The following is a 14,896-nucleotide window of genomic DNA, read 5'->3' as shown; positions in this document are numbered from 1 at the left end:
GCCATGAACCCAAGCACACGTGCTCCGGCAGAGTGGCTGCTGGAGGTCAACAACCTGTCTTGTGGTTATGGCGGGGATTCGGTGATTCGGGATGTCAGTTTCGCACTCAGCCACGGCGACATTGGCTGCCTGCTTGGCCCCAGCGGGTGTGGCAAGAGCACAATCCTGAGAGCGTTGGCAGGCTTTCTGCCGCTGAATGGTGGCGAGATTTGCCTACAATCGCAGGCAATCAGTTTACCTGGCCGGACCCTTGCGCCGGAAAAACGTCGGATCGGTATGGTTTTCCAGGACTATGCCTTGTTTCCGCATCTGACTATCGCAGACAACGTTGGGTTCGGGCTGCGAAAAATGTCCAGCGCGGATAAGCGCCAGAAAGTGATGGAACTGCTGAACGTGGTCCACCTTCAGGATCTCGCCGAGAATTACCCCCATGAACTTTCAGGCGGCCAACAGCAGCGGGTTGCCCTGGCACGGGCATTGGCCCCTGAACCAACGCTGATACTGCTTGATGAGCCATTTTCCAACCTGGATGCGGATCTCCGTCGACGCCTGAGTCTTGATGTACGGGAGATCCTGAAAACCCTTGGCATCAGTGCCATTCTGGTGACCCACGATCAGCAGGAAGCCTTCGCCATGTGCGACCAGGTTGCCGTCCTCCGGGATGGGCAGATACAGCAGTGGGACGTCCCCTACAATCTTTATCACGAGCCCGCAAATCGCTTTGTCGCAAGCTTTGTTGGACAGGGTGGTTTTGTCCCTGGCAAGGCACTGGGTCCAGATACCATCGAATCAGAACTGGGTGTCATTCATGGCAATCGCGCCTACAAATGGTCACCGGGCACCTTGGTCGATGTGCTGATCCGGCCCGATGATATCGTCTATGATCCGGAATCCGATCTACGGCCGAAGGTGGTAGAAAAGACGTTTGCGGGCACTTCCACGCTCTACCGGTTCCGCTGCTCCGAAGAAACCGAGTTCGAAGCCCTGTTCCGAAGCCATCTGGACTTTCACCTGGGTGAAACAGTCCCTGTGCGCGTTGAAGCGGATCACCTGATAGCGTTCGAGCGCACAGCCTGATCTCAAAGTCTGTTGTTACAGACGCGCTCCACGGCATCAAGCCAGCCCGCATAAAGAGATTCCCGCAACGCCGGCCCCATTGACGGAAGAAACTGTCGTTGACATTCCCAAAGCTTTGAAATCTGCTCAAGGCTCTCGTATACGCCAGTTTGCAGCCCTGCGAGATAGGCTGCTCCCAGTGCTGTTGTTTCCGTCTCCCGCGGGCGGTCGACCGTGACATTGAGAATATCAGCGAGAAACTGCATCACCCAGTCATTGACGACCATGCCACCATCGACACGCAAGGACTCGAGGCGGGCGCCATCATTCTGGATTGCACGAACCAGATCCTTGGTCTGGTAACACACGGATTGCAGCCCTGCGGTCACGATTTCCGCAACCCCTGTATCCCGAGTCAGTCCCATGATGGCACCGCGGGCATGGGGATCCCAATGAGGAGCGCCCAGACCCGTAAATGCCGGCACCAAGTACACAGGGTTGTCGACACCTACGCTTTCGGCATAGGCGGATGATTCGTTGGCGTGGTCAATCAACTTCAGTCCATCCCTGAGCCACTGCATGGCCGCGCCCGCAACGAATATGCTGCCTTCCATCGCGTAGCAGGGCTTACCATTCAGGCGATAGGCCATGGTGGTGAGCAATCGGTTTTCTGACCTCAGGGCCTGATCGCCGGTATTGAGAATCAGGAAGCAGCCGGTGCCATAGGTACTCTTGGCCATCCCGGGCTCAAAACAGGCCTGCCCGATCAGTGCGGCATGCTGGTCACCAGCGATTCCGGCAACCGCCACCGGTGACCCGAGCCACTCTGCCTGGGTGTTCCCAAAATCGGCCGCACTATCCAGAACCTCGGGCAGTAAAGAACGGGGAACTCGGAACAGACTCAGAAGTGCTTCGTCCCAGTCCTGGTCATGGATATTGAACAGGGCTGTCCGGGAGGCATTAGTAGCATCGGTGTAATGGGAAGCACCCCCCGTGAGATTCCACAAAAGCCAGCTGTCGACAGTGCCAAAAGCCAACTCTCCAGCCTCGGCGCGAGCCCGAGCACCCTCAACATTATCCAGAATCCAGGCAATCTTGGTCGCTGAAAAGTATGGATCGATCAACAAACCGGTTCGTTCCACTACTGTGTCTTCATGACCATCAGCCTTGAGTTTGGTACACAGAGAGGCTGTGCGCCGGTCTTGCCAGACGATGGCATGATGAATCGGCTTCCCGCTTTCCCTCTCCCATATCACCGTGGTTTCGCGCTGATTGGTAATTCCGATACCGGACAACTTGCACGCTTCTAAACCCGCCTTTTCAAGGGCCTTGCGGCAGACCGACAGCGTACTGTCCCAGATCTCAATAGCGTCGTGCTCTACCCAGCCGTCCTGAGGGAAATACTGATGAAACTCCTGCTGGTCAGTAGCAACACTGCTTCCGGACTCATCAAAAACAATGGCTCGGGAGCTTGTGGTTCCCTGATCGATGGCAAGCAGATAGCGGGTCATGAACATCTCCGGTTGTTTTCCCCGGATTTTAGCAGCAGAAAGAAAGCAGTAAGAGCGAATAGAACAAAAAATGGCGGAAAGGCATAAAAAAAGGGCCGGAAAACCGGCCCTCAAATGACGAATGAAACAAGGAAAGTTCGTAAGAACTACAACCTCAAAAGTCATCCCTTACGCAGTGTATTATTGGCAAGTCAGGCCAGGAATTCAGTAGCGGTTGTGTAGCGGCTTTGTTACATCAGGTTAGGCTTCGAGGCATGGTTCACAAAACAACCTCCACAGGCTTCTTGCGTGGCCATACCAGGCTGAATCGGGCTCCGCCAAGAGCATCACTGCGCCCCACAAAAGCCTGGCCACCATGCCAGTAGAGTATTCTTCGAACGATAGACAGGCCCAACCCATAGCCACCAGAGGTACGGGTACGACTGTCATCCAGCCGGGCGAAGGCCGTAAACACCTTCTCCCAGTCCTGCTCAGGGATACCCGGGCCATCGTCCTCTACATCAATACGGCAATTGTCTTCGTCTATGTGGCAGTGCACCATCACCCGGCTCGATGCATAACGCCCTGCATTCCCCACCAGATTCTGGATCGCGCGGTGAATATACCGCGGCTCGACATCCGACATTGCCCATTGCTCCGAACCTTCCTCAATGTGCGCTTCAATGGTCAGTGCCGATCGTATGATCTGTTGCTCGGAAACCACCTGACGGACTAGGTCGGTGACAGACGCCTCCTTCAACGAGAAAACCGGGCCGCCCTGCTCCAGCCTCGCATAGGTGAGAATCTCGTCAATTAACTGGTCGAGCTCCTGGATATCACCATCAATACCGTCCAGCTGCTTCTGCAGCCCGGCCTGATCCTCGCAATCTTCAATCATCTGAACGCCAAAACGAATTCGGGCAACGGGGGTGCGCAACTCATGGGAGACAGCATGAATCATTTCCCGCTGCACCTGAACCAGCCGCTGTATATGCTCCGCCATGCCATTGAAGGAAGCCGCCAGACGGGAAATCAGGGTTCCAGTTCCGCCCCCTACACGGGCTCCCATCTCACCCCGTGCGATTCGGACTGCCACAGACTCCACTGCGCGGAGGTTACTATCCACTGCCCTAAGCGCCACAAACAGGACCAGCGCCAGTATGCCACCCAGAACCACGATCAGAAGCAGCGTAACCGGCCACGCCCATAAATCGAAAGGCGGCGCCATATCCATTTTGAAGAGTTCACCATCGGAAAGCTGGATCAGAACGTGCCCGTCCGCTGCAGGGCCATCCCGGTAGAAAACGACTCCCTTGGTAACAACCTGATCAAGCACCTCTCCGGCAGGCAGAACGGACGCCTCATCAACGCGCCGAAGATTCATATGAAACGAATCGGACAATCGGGAAGCCTTCTTGTCTCGCTCTTCTGGAGCAGCGGCATCCATGTGCGAGCGCACGATCAGGGCAATGGCTTCTGCAACATCCCGATACGGCTCATCGAACCGCAGTTGAATTACCTTGCCGGAATAGTTGGCAATGAGCACTCGATACCCTGTTCGGCCATCCAGCGCAACCACCTGGCCATATCCAAGGCGCTCAAGGGTTATCGGAGAAAGGTTGAGTTCGCCCGCATCAACAACCTGAAAGTCATAAAGTGAGCTAAGCCAGTGGTAGCGTTCTGCCGGGGCCGAATCGGCTCCCAGGTAGCGCATCAGAGGCTCAGGAAAACGCTCATGCCAGAATTGCGACCGCACCGAGTTGACTCCGGAGAACAGGGCCACGCAAAGCAGAAGCACCAGCGCGGTCAGGCCGGCAAGACGGGCGTAAAGCTTGAGGAAGAACTTCAGGGGCATGTCACAAACCCTGGCAGGGAACGCCGGCGAATGACCAGTTGGTCACGCCGGCTCCAGAGGCTGAATCGTCAGGCTTCCTTAACGAAAAGGTAGCCCTTGCTGCGAACGGTCTTGATCCGGCGTGGATGAATCGGATCGTCGCCAATCTTCGGACGAATCCTCGATACCCGGACATCGATCGAACGGTCCTGACCGTCATATTCTATGCCGCGCAATGCAGTGAATATCTCTTCCCGGCTGAGGACTCGACCGGCATTGCTTGCAAGTAGCCAGAGCAGGTCAAATTCGGCACTGGTCAGGTCAATGCTTTCATCGGTCAGCCATGCTTCCCGCATTGAACGGTCAACCACAAGGTCATTGAACTGCAGGCGAGCCGGCTCTTCACCATTCACTTCCTCGCCACCACTCTGCCCGACTTCAGTAACCCGGCGCAGCATGGCACGGATACGGGCCAGCAGAACCCTCGGTTTAACAGGCTTGCCGATGTAGTCATCCGCCCCCATTTCGAGGCCCAGCACCTGATCAAGGTCATCCGTGCGAGCGGTCAGCATTATGATGGGGCCGGAATAAAAAGGACGCACACGGCGACAAATAGACAATCCGTCCTCGCCCGGCAGCATCAGGTCCAGAACCACCAGGTCCGGCTGTTCGTTCTTGATGCGCTCAACTGCGGGACCACCATGGGTTTCGAGGGAAACTTGCAGCCCGTTACTTTCCAGGTATTCACGGGTCAATTCTGCCAGCCGCTCGTCATCCTCGACAATGAGAATTCGCCAACTTTCGTTTGTCTGTTCCACGCCATCCATCTCTGGTTTTGTTATTCCGGTTTTTGGGTAACTCTGTTCCTGACGATACAGGCAACCTGCTGTAACAGCAATTATACATGCTATTCAGAAATATACATGGAACGGTCTCTCTGTTACAGCTCGTGACAAAGGACGGCAATGGCCCGCCATAGGCTGGCTCGCACAACAGGCCGGCACTCTGTTTATCAAACGTGGCGGAGGGGCTGGCACAAATTCAGGCGAAAGAATTCGACCAGCAAAGAATTCAACCAATCAGGACAGCGGACGCCCCTGGGCTATCTCGTCTTCAGTCGCCTCACGACGGCCAACAATTTCGAGGTCGAAATAGAGGGTAAATCCGGCAAGGGGATGGTTCGCATCAACCTTGACCAGATTGCCGTCAATGCTCACCACCTGAACAATCTGGGCCTCATCACCGGTGTTGGTCTGAAACTTCATACCAATCTGCAAGTTCTCCACGCCCTCAAACATTGAACGGGGCACCTTGCGAACAAGCTCTGGGTTATGTTCGCCATAGGCCATGGCCGGAGGTACGGTAACCTCAAGACAGTCGCCCACATTGCGGTCTTTCACGGCTTGCTGAATACCCTCAATAATTTCCGGGCTGCCGTAGATAAAATGCAACGGCTCGCTACCCTCAGAAGTGTCAACGAGCTCGCCAATCTTGTTCTTCAGCACGTAGTGAAGAGTGAAAACGTCAGGTTTTGCTTGTGAAGCATCCATCAGGTTTTTGAGTTTCCTGTATCCGTAGGTGTGTCGAGCATTTGCAGACCGTGAACAACAAGACTCTTGTCCAGCTTGTCCCGCAGCCCCGAGGGATTTTCCAGCCCCATACGCTCAAGCAACGCACGATACTTACCTTCATCGTCCCGGGCCCTGACGGCCTGCCACAAGGTCGACAGTTTACCACGACGGGTGGCCGTTGCGGCCTTCAGGGTTTTAAGGGCTTTCCCTAACCTCAGTTCCTCGTCGGTGAAATCCCGGCCGAACGGGAATGCCGGGAACAGGTTGCTGTCACCGGTAACCGAAACGGCGCGGCGCACCGCTTCCGGGGTGTTATGACACCAATCCGCCGGCAATTTGAACGCTGGGTCAACCTTGCCAGCCTTCTGCGCCTGCTTCAGCAGCTCCTGCTGAAAACGGGAATCCGCAATCCTGATCAGGCGCAGATACACTTGCTCGTCACACTGCCCACGAAGGTCGGCAATACCATACTCGGTTATGACAATATCGCGCAGATGTCGGGGGATCGTGCAATAGGCGTAATTGAAGACGATATTCGACTTGGCCTTGCCGCCAGACATGTGAGTGGCACGCATGGTAAGTATGGACCGCGCGCCCGGCAACTCATGGGCCATGGCAACAAAGTTGTACTGTCCACCAACTCCGCTCACCACCCGGCCATCATCCAGACCATCCGATACGGCCGCACCGTTGAGCGTGTACATCATTGCCGAATTGATAAACCGGCCATGCGACCGTTGCGATGCCTTAAGTCGCTGATCGCCAAACGGATGATCGTAAAGCTGGTTAATGAAATTGACGCTGGTCATGCAGATCCGGTTGCGCTGCTCATCCGTGAGGTCCCGCAGAGCCTGGTAGAACAGTTCCGGGCCGACGTAGAAACCGCCATGCATGACAATGCCACCGGTAAGCCGGTCACCCAGAGCCAGGGTTTCAATCGCCTCTCTGGCGGCCGGATCGTCCAGATCCACTTCAACAGAGTGGTCACCGACCCGTAGCCGGCCACCTTTGAACTCAACGGTCTCTTTCAGAATTCCGAGACTTACAAGCCAGGTGACATCCCGTGCCCGAAGCGGAGAATCAATCAGTTTTTCCCGGCGCAAAACATCGAGCATATCCAGCGAGACCCGCTCATCGATCACACCTTCGTTAATCAGGGACTGGAGCTCTGCATGGTCAAACACTTCCCGGCGCAGGATGCCTTCCTGCATCAGGTAGAGGAAACCGTCGACCATCATCTCACTGCAGCCATAGAGGCCTTTCTCAAACGTGCCGGTTCCGCCAACAGTCTTGACCAGGGGGAAATGCTCTTCGACGTTCAGGTGCTCATAAACCGCGCGCCAGGCATCATTCTTCTGATGCCGCAAAATGGTGCTGTGCACAAGCGCTGCGCCCAACGAGCCAATACCCACCTGAAGGGTGCCTCCGTCTTTCAACAAGGCGCTGGCATAAAAGCCGATCAGATGGTCTTCGGGACTGACCGCCATTTGCGGCGCCGAGAAAAGCGGGTGATCCGTGGCCGGCTGATCGAAAACCACGTCAAAGCGATCTTCCCCGATAGCCGCATCATGACCCAGATAGGGCAGGTTCCGGTTCAGTTCGGCTACGATTGCGACCGGTGTACCTTCGGCTTCACGCTCACGCATCAAAGGAAGTAGATCGAGGGAGAGATCCGGGTTACAACTCAGGCTGACCAGGCCGGGTTCGTTGACCTCATCCCCCGGCGATACCATCTGTGCGATAACATTGATCCCCTGCCCCATCAGATCGCGAACGGCATGCGTGTAATTGCTGCTCACATAATGGCGCTGCTGTGACGAGTTGTTCAGAAAGCTGCCGGCCTTGAAGAAAAACTCCGAGACCACAACGTTTTTCGGCAGGCGGTTGCTTGAGACATCACGTGCGTATGCCAGCTCCGGAATCTCACCGTAGAGCCGTTCTACAAAAGGGCCCATGAAGCGCTTTTCAAGGGATGATCCGCCTTTGGGGGCAAGCAGCGACAGGGCGGTAACGATGTGGAGCTGAATCTCCGGATCATCCTTGGCGCGCTGATACAGGGCGTTAACAAAACGTACCGGCTTCCCCAGCCCCAGCGGCAAGCCGAGCCTGACGGTCTTTCCAACACGGCGAATAACTTCGTCAACACAGGCATCTACATCGTTTAAACGACGACCACTTTCTACCGCCATTACCAATCTCCTTATGGGTCTTCCTGACTATCATTGCGATCGATGATCACACGACACAATGACACTGGCAATGCGTCAGGTCATGAATTGGAGAGGTTATGGCAGGGGGGTAAAACGTGACCTGGAGAGGAGTCAGAAATTCCACTTCAGGTTAAGGCAGGCACCCTCATTCAGCAGGGCAATACCGTGATCTGGCTGCGCGGGCTCGGAAGCATACTGCTTGCCGTCTTTTCTTGAACGGGAGAATGTGAGAGTCAAAAGACGCGAACCAATGGCGCTGAAAGCATCAGAGCTGTCCTGGTCGAAGTCACCTGACATACGCTCCTGCAATTCATAAAGATCTTCCGTGGTAATGGTGTCACCCATGCCAGAAAATACGCGCTCGGCGGCTTCGGCGCGTACAACGAAAGCAACCATATTGAGAGCGAGCAATGCGACAAAGATGCGAATAATCATGACACTTCAGAGACCCTTCAACCGGAATCGAATTTTACATTACCTATGGCTAAAGTCTAATAGTTGAAGCGAGAAAAAATGTGACTCTGCACACATATGCGCCGTTTTTTTGTCGTCGGACTGCCCATTTTTTGTCAAAAAATAATCCCGGATGTTTCACTTTGTAAGCCGGCACTCAACAAAGCGCCGCCGGCCATTGCGGCCAGCGGGATTCCTCCCTGACGGAGCAAGGCGTCAAACCTCAGGGACAGGGATAGGTAAATTCCTCATGGATAGCTTCAATAGCCTCCAGGATTTCAGGACTCAGAGTCAGATCCGCTGACCCCATATTTTCGCGCAACTGATCCATGGTTGTTGCCCCGATGATGTTGCTGGTTACGAAGCTTCGGCTGTTTACGTATGCCAGCGCCATCTGCACCGGAGAAAGCTCGTGCTTGCGGGCCAGTTCGACATAAGCTCCGGTGGCATCAACAGCCCGCTCACTGGTGTAGCGACTGAACCGCTCGTAAAGGGTCAGCCGGCTCTTCTCAGGCCATTTTCCACCCAGGTATTTACCGGAAAGCATACCAAAGGCAAGCGGCGAATAAGCGAGCAGGCCAGCTTGCTCCCGGTGTGCAATTTCAGCCATCCCCACTTCGAACGAGCGGTTCAGAAGGTTATATGGGTTCTGGATACTGACCATGCGGGGCCAGTCCTTTTCGCGCGCCAGGCGCAGATATTCCATAGCCCCCCAAGGGGTCTCGTTGGAAAGGCCGATGTGCCGGATCTTGCCTTCCTTTACCAGTTCACTCAGCGCACCGAGGGTTTCCTCGATAGGCGTAAATGTCTCATCCGGATTGTGCTGATAAGCAAGCTTGCCAAAAAAATTGGCGCTGCGGTCCGGCCAGTGAACCTGATAAAGGTCGATATAGTCAGTCTGGAGTCTCTTGAGACTGGCATCACAGGCCTCGCGAATATGCTCCCGAGTCAGTCGGGGGCCATTGCGGAGATAGCGGAGGCCACTTCCCGGCCCTGCCACCTTGGAGGCAATAACCAGATCATCCCGCTGGCCGCGGCGAGCCAGCCAGTTACCAAGGTAAGTCTCGGTAAGCCCCTGGGTTTCGGCCTTCGGCGGCACCGGATACATCTCTGCCGCATCGATAAAGTTCACACCTTCAGAGGTCGCATAATCCAGTTGTTCAAAGGCTTCCTGTTCGGTGTTTTGCTCACCCCAGGTCATCGTGCCCAGGCAGATCAGGCTGACGTCAATATTGGTATTTCCAAGCTTTCGCGTTTGCATATCACCTCCGTATCAGCTTTTGAACAGGTAACGGGAATATCAGGGGAGTGTCGCCACCAACACATTACCATTGTTTCCAAGACCTTTCCCCCGGAAATCAATGAGGTGAAAAGTCTGCCCCTGTTTCCAGGCTAGTGTCCCGACGGGCTATTTCGTGAACCTGCTGCGTGACACTCATCAATCGAAAAGACGCAACTGAGTAACGGGTGCATCGTCATTTCGAAAGCGCACCCCCATTCCCAGCAGGCGTACAGGCCGATCTTTCTCCCCAGCCAATTCCTTGAATAACGGCAGGTAGTCCTCCAGACCGGGCTCCCTGACCTGCTCTCTAACCCGCTCCAGCGTATGAGTTGAAAAATCACTGTAGCGGATCTTTATAAACAGTTTGTGGATCGGCTTCTGGCGGGCCTTTCTGGATAATCGGAGATTGAGATCAGCCACCAGTGAAGCCATAACCGTCTCACAGGCAGACCGGTCAGGCAGGTCCTGAGAAAATGTCCGCTCGACACTGATTGATTTGGCGATCCGGGTGACCACAACCGGACGTTCGTCACGGCCATGGGCCATCTCGTGAAGCCGGTAACCCTGTTTGCCGAAACGCTCCGTCAGTACTTCCGGCCCCACGGCCTGCAGATCCCCGCAGGTCTCTACCCCCATCTGGTGCAATCTGGAAGCCGTGACCTGCCCTACGCCGAACAGTTTTTCGACCGGCAAGGCTCGAACAAAACCATCCACATCTTCAGGCCTGATAACACACAGACCATTCGGCTTTTCCCAATCGCTGGCGATCTTCGCCAGAAATTTGTTGGGTGCAACACCCGCAGAAATCGTGATACCAACTTCACGCTCTACCCGCTCCCGCAGATACCGAGCCATCAGAGTCGCGCTGCCCTTGTGATCGGTGATATCGGACACATCCAGAAAGGCCTCATCCAGCGACAACGGCTCCACCAGATCCGTCAGTTCCCGCAGGATGGCCATAACCTGTCGCGATGCGGCCTGATAACGGGCCATGTCCGTTGGTACTGTCACCAGCCCCGGGCAAAGCCTGCGAGCCTCGCTGCCAGGCATGGCGGATCGAACACCGAATGCCCGCGCCTTATAATTGCAGGTGGTCACAACCCCGCGGCCTCCGTTGCCACCCACTGCCAGAGGAAGATCCCGTAACGTCGGGTCGTCACGCATTTCAACCGCCGCATAGAAGCAGTCACAATCCACATGGATGATCTTGCGCTGTGGCATAATCAGGAGGCTCACGTCAACTTTCTGTACATTTATACAGCCTTGTATCTTAAGCTAACATACAGAGAATGTCAGGAAGTCCAACGACAACGATCCGAAACCATCGCGAGGCACTATGAGCAACCCTATTCCCGAGTCCGACCGTACTGAAATCGAAGCGGCTGCCTTTCGCCGTCTCGTGCAACACCTGAGAGACAAAAACGACGTTCAGAACATCGATATGATGAATCTGGCCGGCTTTTGCCGCAACTGTCTGTCCAAATGGTATCGTGCCGAAGCCGAACAACGCGGTTTCGAGATATCTGATCCGGATGCCCGGGAAGAGATCTATGGCATGCCTTATGAAGAATGGAAATCCCACTACCAGACTGGTGCCAAGCTGGATCATAAATAATGAAGGCTAACGAGGCGGTTCGGATTCACCTGGCATCACTTGGCGCGGGGCATGCGGATTTCGACGACACCCTGGCCCTTATCGAGCGCCATTTTGAATACCAGCCCACCGGCTTCGAGAACGGACCGCTGCGTAATAAGGCCGGCGAAAATGCAGGCTCCTGCAAGGTCTTTGCGCTCGGTCGCTATTGCAGCTTGCCGGAGGCTGATACGCTCAGGCTCTTTGGCCAGCATTATGACCAGGTCATGGGTGACCCGGCTGGCGACAGCCATGGCAATATTCGTCAGTTTATCAGTACCGGCTGGTCTGGCATCCGCTTTGAAAATGAGCCATTGCGACCGCGTTCAACGCCCAACACCATGGAAGAGAAGCATTCATGACCGATACCGCCACCTCAGGGGTAAAACAGGGCTTTCAGCTGAAAAGCGCCAGTGTCTCAATGACGGCACTGGAATTGTACTACTTTGAAAATGATGAGTTCGAAGAGACTCTCAGGGACAAAATCAGTCAGGCACCGGGTTTTTTCAAGGATATCCCCATCATCATCAGCCTGGAGAAATACGAAGGTCTCGACAGCGAACTGGATTTCTTCAAAATCATTGGTACCTGCCGTCGTCACAATATCCACGTTGTCGGTGTTCGTGGTGGCAATGATGACCAGCGCAGGCTGGCACGGGGCGCATCCCTGGCGCTACTTCCCGGCAGCCGCCATCGCGAACCCGAGCCCTCGGGTGAAGTAGCCCCCCCTCAGGATGCAACCGCGACAGAACAGCCAGCAGCCAGCGTCACCACGGAGCCGGCACCCGCCCGGGTTATCAATCAACCGGTCCGCTCCGGCCAGCAGATTCAGGCACCGGATGGAGACCTGATCATCCTCGCATCGGTACAGGCCGGCGCTGAAGTACTGGCTGCCGGCAATATTCATGTATATGGCCCACTCCGCGGTCGGGCACTGGCAGGTATTCATGGGGCGGAATCTGCCCGGATCTTTTGCCAGTCTCTTGAAGCAGAGCTTGTGTCCATCGCCGGACACTATAAAATCTCTGAAGATCTTCAGGGCAACGGCTGGAAAAACGCTGTACAGATCCAGCTCAGGGATGACCTGCTGGTGGTAACGCCACTGGATAAGGCCTGATGTTCAGCTTGAATAAAAAAAATTGACCGGATAATTCGGCAGACACGACGAATCCATCGCGAAACAGGAACGTAACCTTGGCTAGAATTATTGTCGTTACCTCAGGAAAAGGCGGCGTTGGCAAGACCACCACCAGCGCCTCAATCAGCACTGGCCTTGCCAAGCGCGGCCACAAAACCGTTGTCATCGATTTTGACGTGGGTCTTCGTAACCTGGACCTGATCATGAACTGCGAAAGACGGGTCGTGTATGACTTCGTTAACGTCATTCAGGGGGAGGCGTCCCTGAACCAGGCGCTGATCCGCGACAAGCGGGTTAATACACTTTACATCCTGCCTGCCTCCCAGACCCGAGAAAAGGAAGCGCTCACCAAGGAAGGGGTAGAAAAGGTTATCAACGAGCTTTCCGAAACCTTCGATTACATTGTCTGCGACTCGCCGGCAGGCATCGAGCACGGTGCAATGATGGCTCTGTACTATGCCGATGAAGCGGTCGTGGTCACCAACCCGGAAGTATCCTCCGTTCGGGATTCCGACCGCATCCTGGGCATTCTTCAAAGCAAGTCCCGGCGGGCGGAAATGGGGCAGGATCCGGTCAACGAGCACCTGCTGTTAACCCGTTACAACCCTGGCCGGGTCGAAAAAGGCGAAATGTTGTCGGTAGCCGATGTTGAGGAAATCCTTGCCATCCCGCTGTTGGGTGTCATCCCGGAAAGTCAGGTGGTGCTCAATGCATCCAACCAGGGCCTGCCGGTTATTCTGGAAGAAGACAGCGATGCCGGCCAGGCATACGACGACGCTGTTGCGCGGCTACTGGGCGAGGAACGGGAACATCGTTTTATGACAGCCCAGAAGAAGGGTTTCTTCTCACGGATGTTCAAGGGAGGCTAAGGGATGAGTTTCCTAGATTACTTCAAAGGCAAGAAGCAAAATACGGCAAGCGTGGCAAAGGAACGCCTGCAGATTATTGTTGCCCACGAACGTGGCCAGCGTGAGCAACCCGACTACCTGCCGCAACTCCAGCAGGAACTGCTTGAGGTGATTCGTAAATACGTTCAGATCAGCGACGATATGGTGCAGGTGGAAGTGGACCGCAATGAAAGTTGTTCAGTACTCGAACTGAACGTCACTTTGCCCGAACGCTGACACCGCCGGGGCCAGTGGCCGTCAGGCCATTGCCCTACCAGCGAGCAAAATGATCTTCCATCAATCCCCGTAGCCCCGCTACGGGGATTTTTGTGCCTGCCTCGTCCGTTACGTAGCCGCGGAATGTCCCGACAAATTGCCGGAAATTGGATGCCAGCACCAAAGCATTCAGCTTTTCCTTCCGCACACCCGCAGGCACAAACTGCAGATCAACCCGGCCATCCTCCGTTGTTACATGCCAGTCCCCGCCAGGCTGATAACGATCAAACAAGAAGCGGGCGACACCTAACTTGATACAACGCCCATCCAGCCAAAGCGCGTTTTCAGTCATCCCCGTTTCATTCACGCCTGCGGCCAGGTTCAGCCCGAGCGAGCGCCCATCCGAAAGTTTTCCCGCCAGGCAAGCCCAGTTCCAGGCTGTCTCGCGGCGCATAAAACCACAGCTCCAGTCGATCGAGCCCCGGGTATTCTCATCACAGCGCCAGATCCGATGATCCCAGCAAACTTCCCCCTCAACCGGCAAACCGGCCGATTTCCGGGTAAACACCCAGCCACTGTAACCGGCTGGGCAAACCAGCCTCAGAGGATCATTATCCTCTTTCAGTTCCAGGTCCACTCGAATACCCCCCGGAGCTGAGACTGTGATATTGCGACCGCCTGCGCCGGCAATAATTTTCAGGGCAACGTCGCCCTTGTTGAAAGATGCCATACCCTGTTCAGGCCTCGGTTCAATATGGGTGCCGAGGGCAAAGGGCTGGAGAAAGGACTGCTCCAGCATAGTTCCGGTTTCAAAGTCGTACAGGTAGAAAAAACCGTTGCCTACCAGGTTCAGGTCCACCAACGCCATACCAAACACCCAACTTGACCCCATGGCGCTCACAAACTGAAACTGGTTAAAACGCCATCGGCGAGCCAGGCGTGAGCGTGGTCTATCCATCACCGTTCGCAGGTCATAGTCCAGATAGTTAATCTCCTCGACCGGCTGATCAAAAATGCCAGCGGTGACTTTTCCATTCTCGTCGATCAGTTTTTTTATTGTCATAGGTTGCGTCAGTTCAGGCCAATTGGAGGGACCGGTCAACCAGAGAGTTACCTGGTTCACAAT

General features: G+C 55.1%; 15 protein-coding genes. 6 read left to right on the top strand and 9 right to left on the bottom strand.

Annotated features, from left to right (window positions below; translation table 11 throughout):
* The first annotated feature begins 3 nt into the window (after positions 1-3).
* On the top strand, positions 4-1,077 hold the full coding sequence (locus KFJ24_RS01565) for an ABC transporter ATP-binding protein (RefSeq protein WP_250829330.1): 1,074 nt from the start codon (positions 4-6) through the stop codon (positions 1,075-1,077).
* 2 nt (positions 1,078-1,079) lie between these two features.
* On the opposite strand, the gene glpK is transcribed toward KFJ24_RS01565, so the two are convergent.
* From glpK to dinB, 8 genes are all read right to left on the bottom strand, one after another.
* The gene (gene glpK / locus KFJ24_RS01560) at positions 1,080-2,567 is read right to left on the bottom strand and encodes a glycerol kinase GlpK (protein ID WP_250829329.1); all 1,488 of its coding nucleotides are present in this window, start codon (positions 2,565-2,567) and stop codon (positions 1,080-1,082) included.
* A gap of 259 nt (positions 2,568-2,826) precedes the next feature.
* Positions 2,827-4,401 (bottom strand): ATP-binding protein, encoded by a 1,575-nt coding sequence (locus KFJ24_RS01555; RefSeq protein ID WP_250829328.1) that lies wholly within the window; start codon positions 4,399-4,401, stop codon positions 2,827-2,829.
* 68 nt (positions 4,402-4,469) lie between these two features.
* Entirely contained in the window at positions 4,470-5,207 is a 738-nt protein-coding gene (locus tag KFJ24_RS01550; protein WP_250829327.1) for a response regulator, read from the bottom strand.
* A 252-nt stretch (positions 5,208-5,459) separates the two neighbouring features.
* Positions 5,460-5,930 carry an FKBP-type peptidyl-prolyl cis-trans isomerase gene (locus KFJ24_RS01545; protein ID WP_250829326.1) on the bottom strand — a complete coding sequence of 157 codons (471 nt, stop codon included), beginning with the start codon at positions 5,928-5,930 and terminating at the stop codon, positions 5,460-5,462.
* Complete coding sequence (locus KFJ24_RS01540) at positions 5,930-8,140, bottom strand: acetyl-CoA hydrolase/transferase C-terminal domain-containing protein (RefSeq protein ID WP_250829325.1); 2,211 nt, start codon at positions 8,138-8,140, stop codon at positions 5,930-5,932. The genes KFJ24_RS01545 and KFJ24_RS01540 overlap by 1 nt, the downstream gene beginning before the upstream one ends.
* Positions 8,141-8,272: 132 nt before the next feature.
* Entirely contained in the window at positions 8,273-8,596 is a 324-nt protein-coding gene (locus tag KFJ24_RS01535) for a hypothetical protein (RefSeq protein ID WP_250829324.1), read from the bottom strand.
* A 241-nt stretch (positions 8,597-8,837) separates the two neighbouring features.
* On the bottom strand, positions 8,838-9,875 hold the full coding sequence (locus KFJ24_RS01530) for an NADP(H)-dependent aldo-keto reductase (protein ID WP_250829323.1): 1,038 nt from the start codon (positions 9,873-9,875) through the stop codon (positions 8,838-8,840).
* 177 nt (positions 9,876-10,052) lie between these two features.
* Positions 10,053-11,117 (bottom strand): DNA polymerase IV, encoded by a 1,065-nt coding sequence (gene dinB / locus KFJ24_RS01525; protein WP_250832529.1) that lies wholly within the window; start codon positions 11,115-11,117, stop codon positions 10,053-10,055.
* Positions 11,118-11,232: 115 nt separating this feature from the next.
* Here dinB and KFJ24_RS01520 point away from each other — a divergent pair, with 115 nt between their 5' ends.
* The 5 genes from KFJ24_RS01520 to minE all read left to right on the top strand — a co-directional run bounded on the left by KFJ24_RS01520 (position 11,233) and on the right by minE (position 13,791).
* Positions 11,233-11,511 (top strand): DUF1244 domain-containing protein, encoded by a 279-nt coding sequence (locus KFJ24_RS01520; RefSeq protein ID WP_250829322.1) that lies wholly within the window; start codon positions 11,233-11,235, stop codon positions 11,509-11,511.
* Positions 11,511-11,891, top strand: a complete 381-nt coding sequence (locus KFJ24_RS01515) for a HopJ type III effector protein (protein WP_250829321.1) — start codon at positions 11,511-11,513, stop codon at positions 11,889-11,891. Before KFJ24_RS01520 ends, KFJ24_RS01515 begins: the two co-directional genes overlap by 1 nt.
* Positions 11,888-12,646, top strand: coding sequence for a septum site-determining protein MinC (gene minC / locus KFJ24_RS01510; protein WP_250829320.1), 759 nt, complete (start codon positions 11,888-11,890; stop codon positions 12,644-12,646). The genes KFJ24_RS01515 and minC overlap by 4 nt, the downstream gene beginning before the upstream one ends.
* Positions 12,647-12,723: 77 nt before the next feature.
* Positions 12,724-13,536 carry a septum site-determining protein MinD gene (gene minD / locus KFJ24_RS01505; protein WP_250829319.1) on the top strand — a complete coding sequence of 271 codons (813 nt, stop codon included), beginning with the start codon at positions 12,724-12,726 and terminating at the stop codon, positions 13,534-13,536.
* Positions 13,537-13,539: 3 nt separating this feature from the next.
* On the top strand, positions 13,540-13,791 hold the full coding sequence (gene minE / locus KFJ24_RS01500) for a cell division topological specificity factor MinE (protein WP_250829318.1): 252 nt from the start codon (positions 13,540-13,542) through the stop codon (positions 13,789-13,791).
* Between the two features lie 34 nt (positions 13,792-13,825).
* Here minE and KFJ24_RS01495 read toward each other — a convergent pair whose 3' ends face one another.
* A complete protein-coding gene (locus KFJ24_RS01495; protein WP_250829316.1) occupies positions 13,826-14,833 on the bottom strand; it encodes a DUF2804 domain-containing protein in 1,008 nt (335 codons plus the stop codon).
* Positions 14,834-14,896: the final 63 nt, after the last annotated feature.

The organism is Marinobacter sediminum (assembly GCF_023657445.1).
In the GTDB taxonomy this organism is placed as follows: Bacteria; Pseudomonadota; Gammaproteobacteria; order Pseudomonadales; family Oleiphilaceae; genus Marinobacter; species Marinobacter sediminum_A.
The sequence above is the reverse complement of the archived record's forward strand: the minus strand, read 5'-3'. Positions and strand labels throughout refer to the sequence as shown.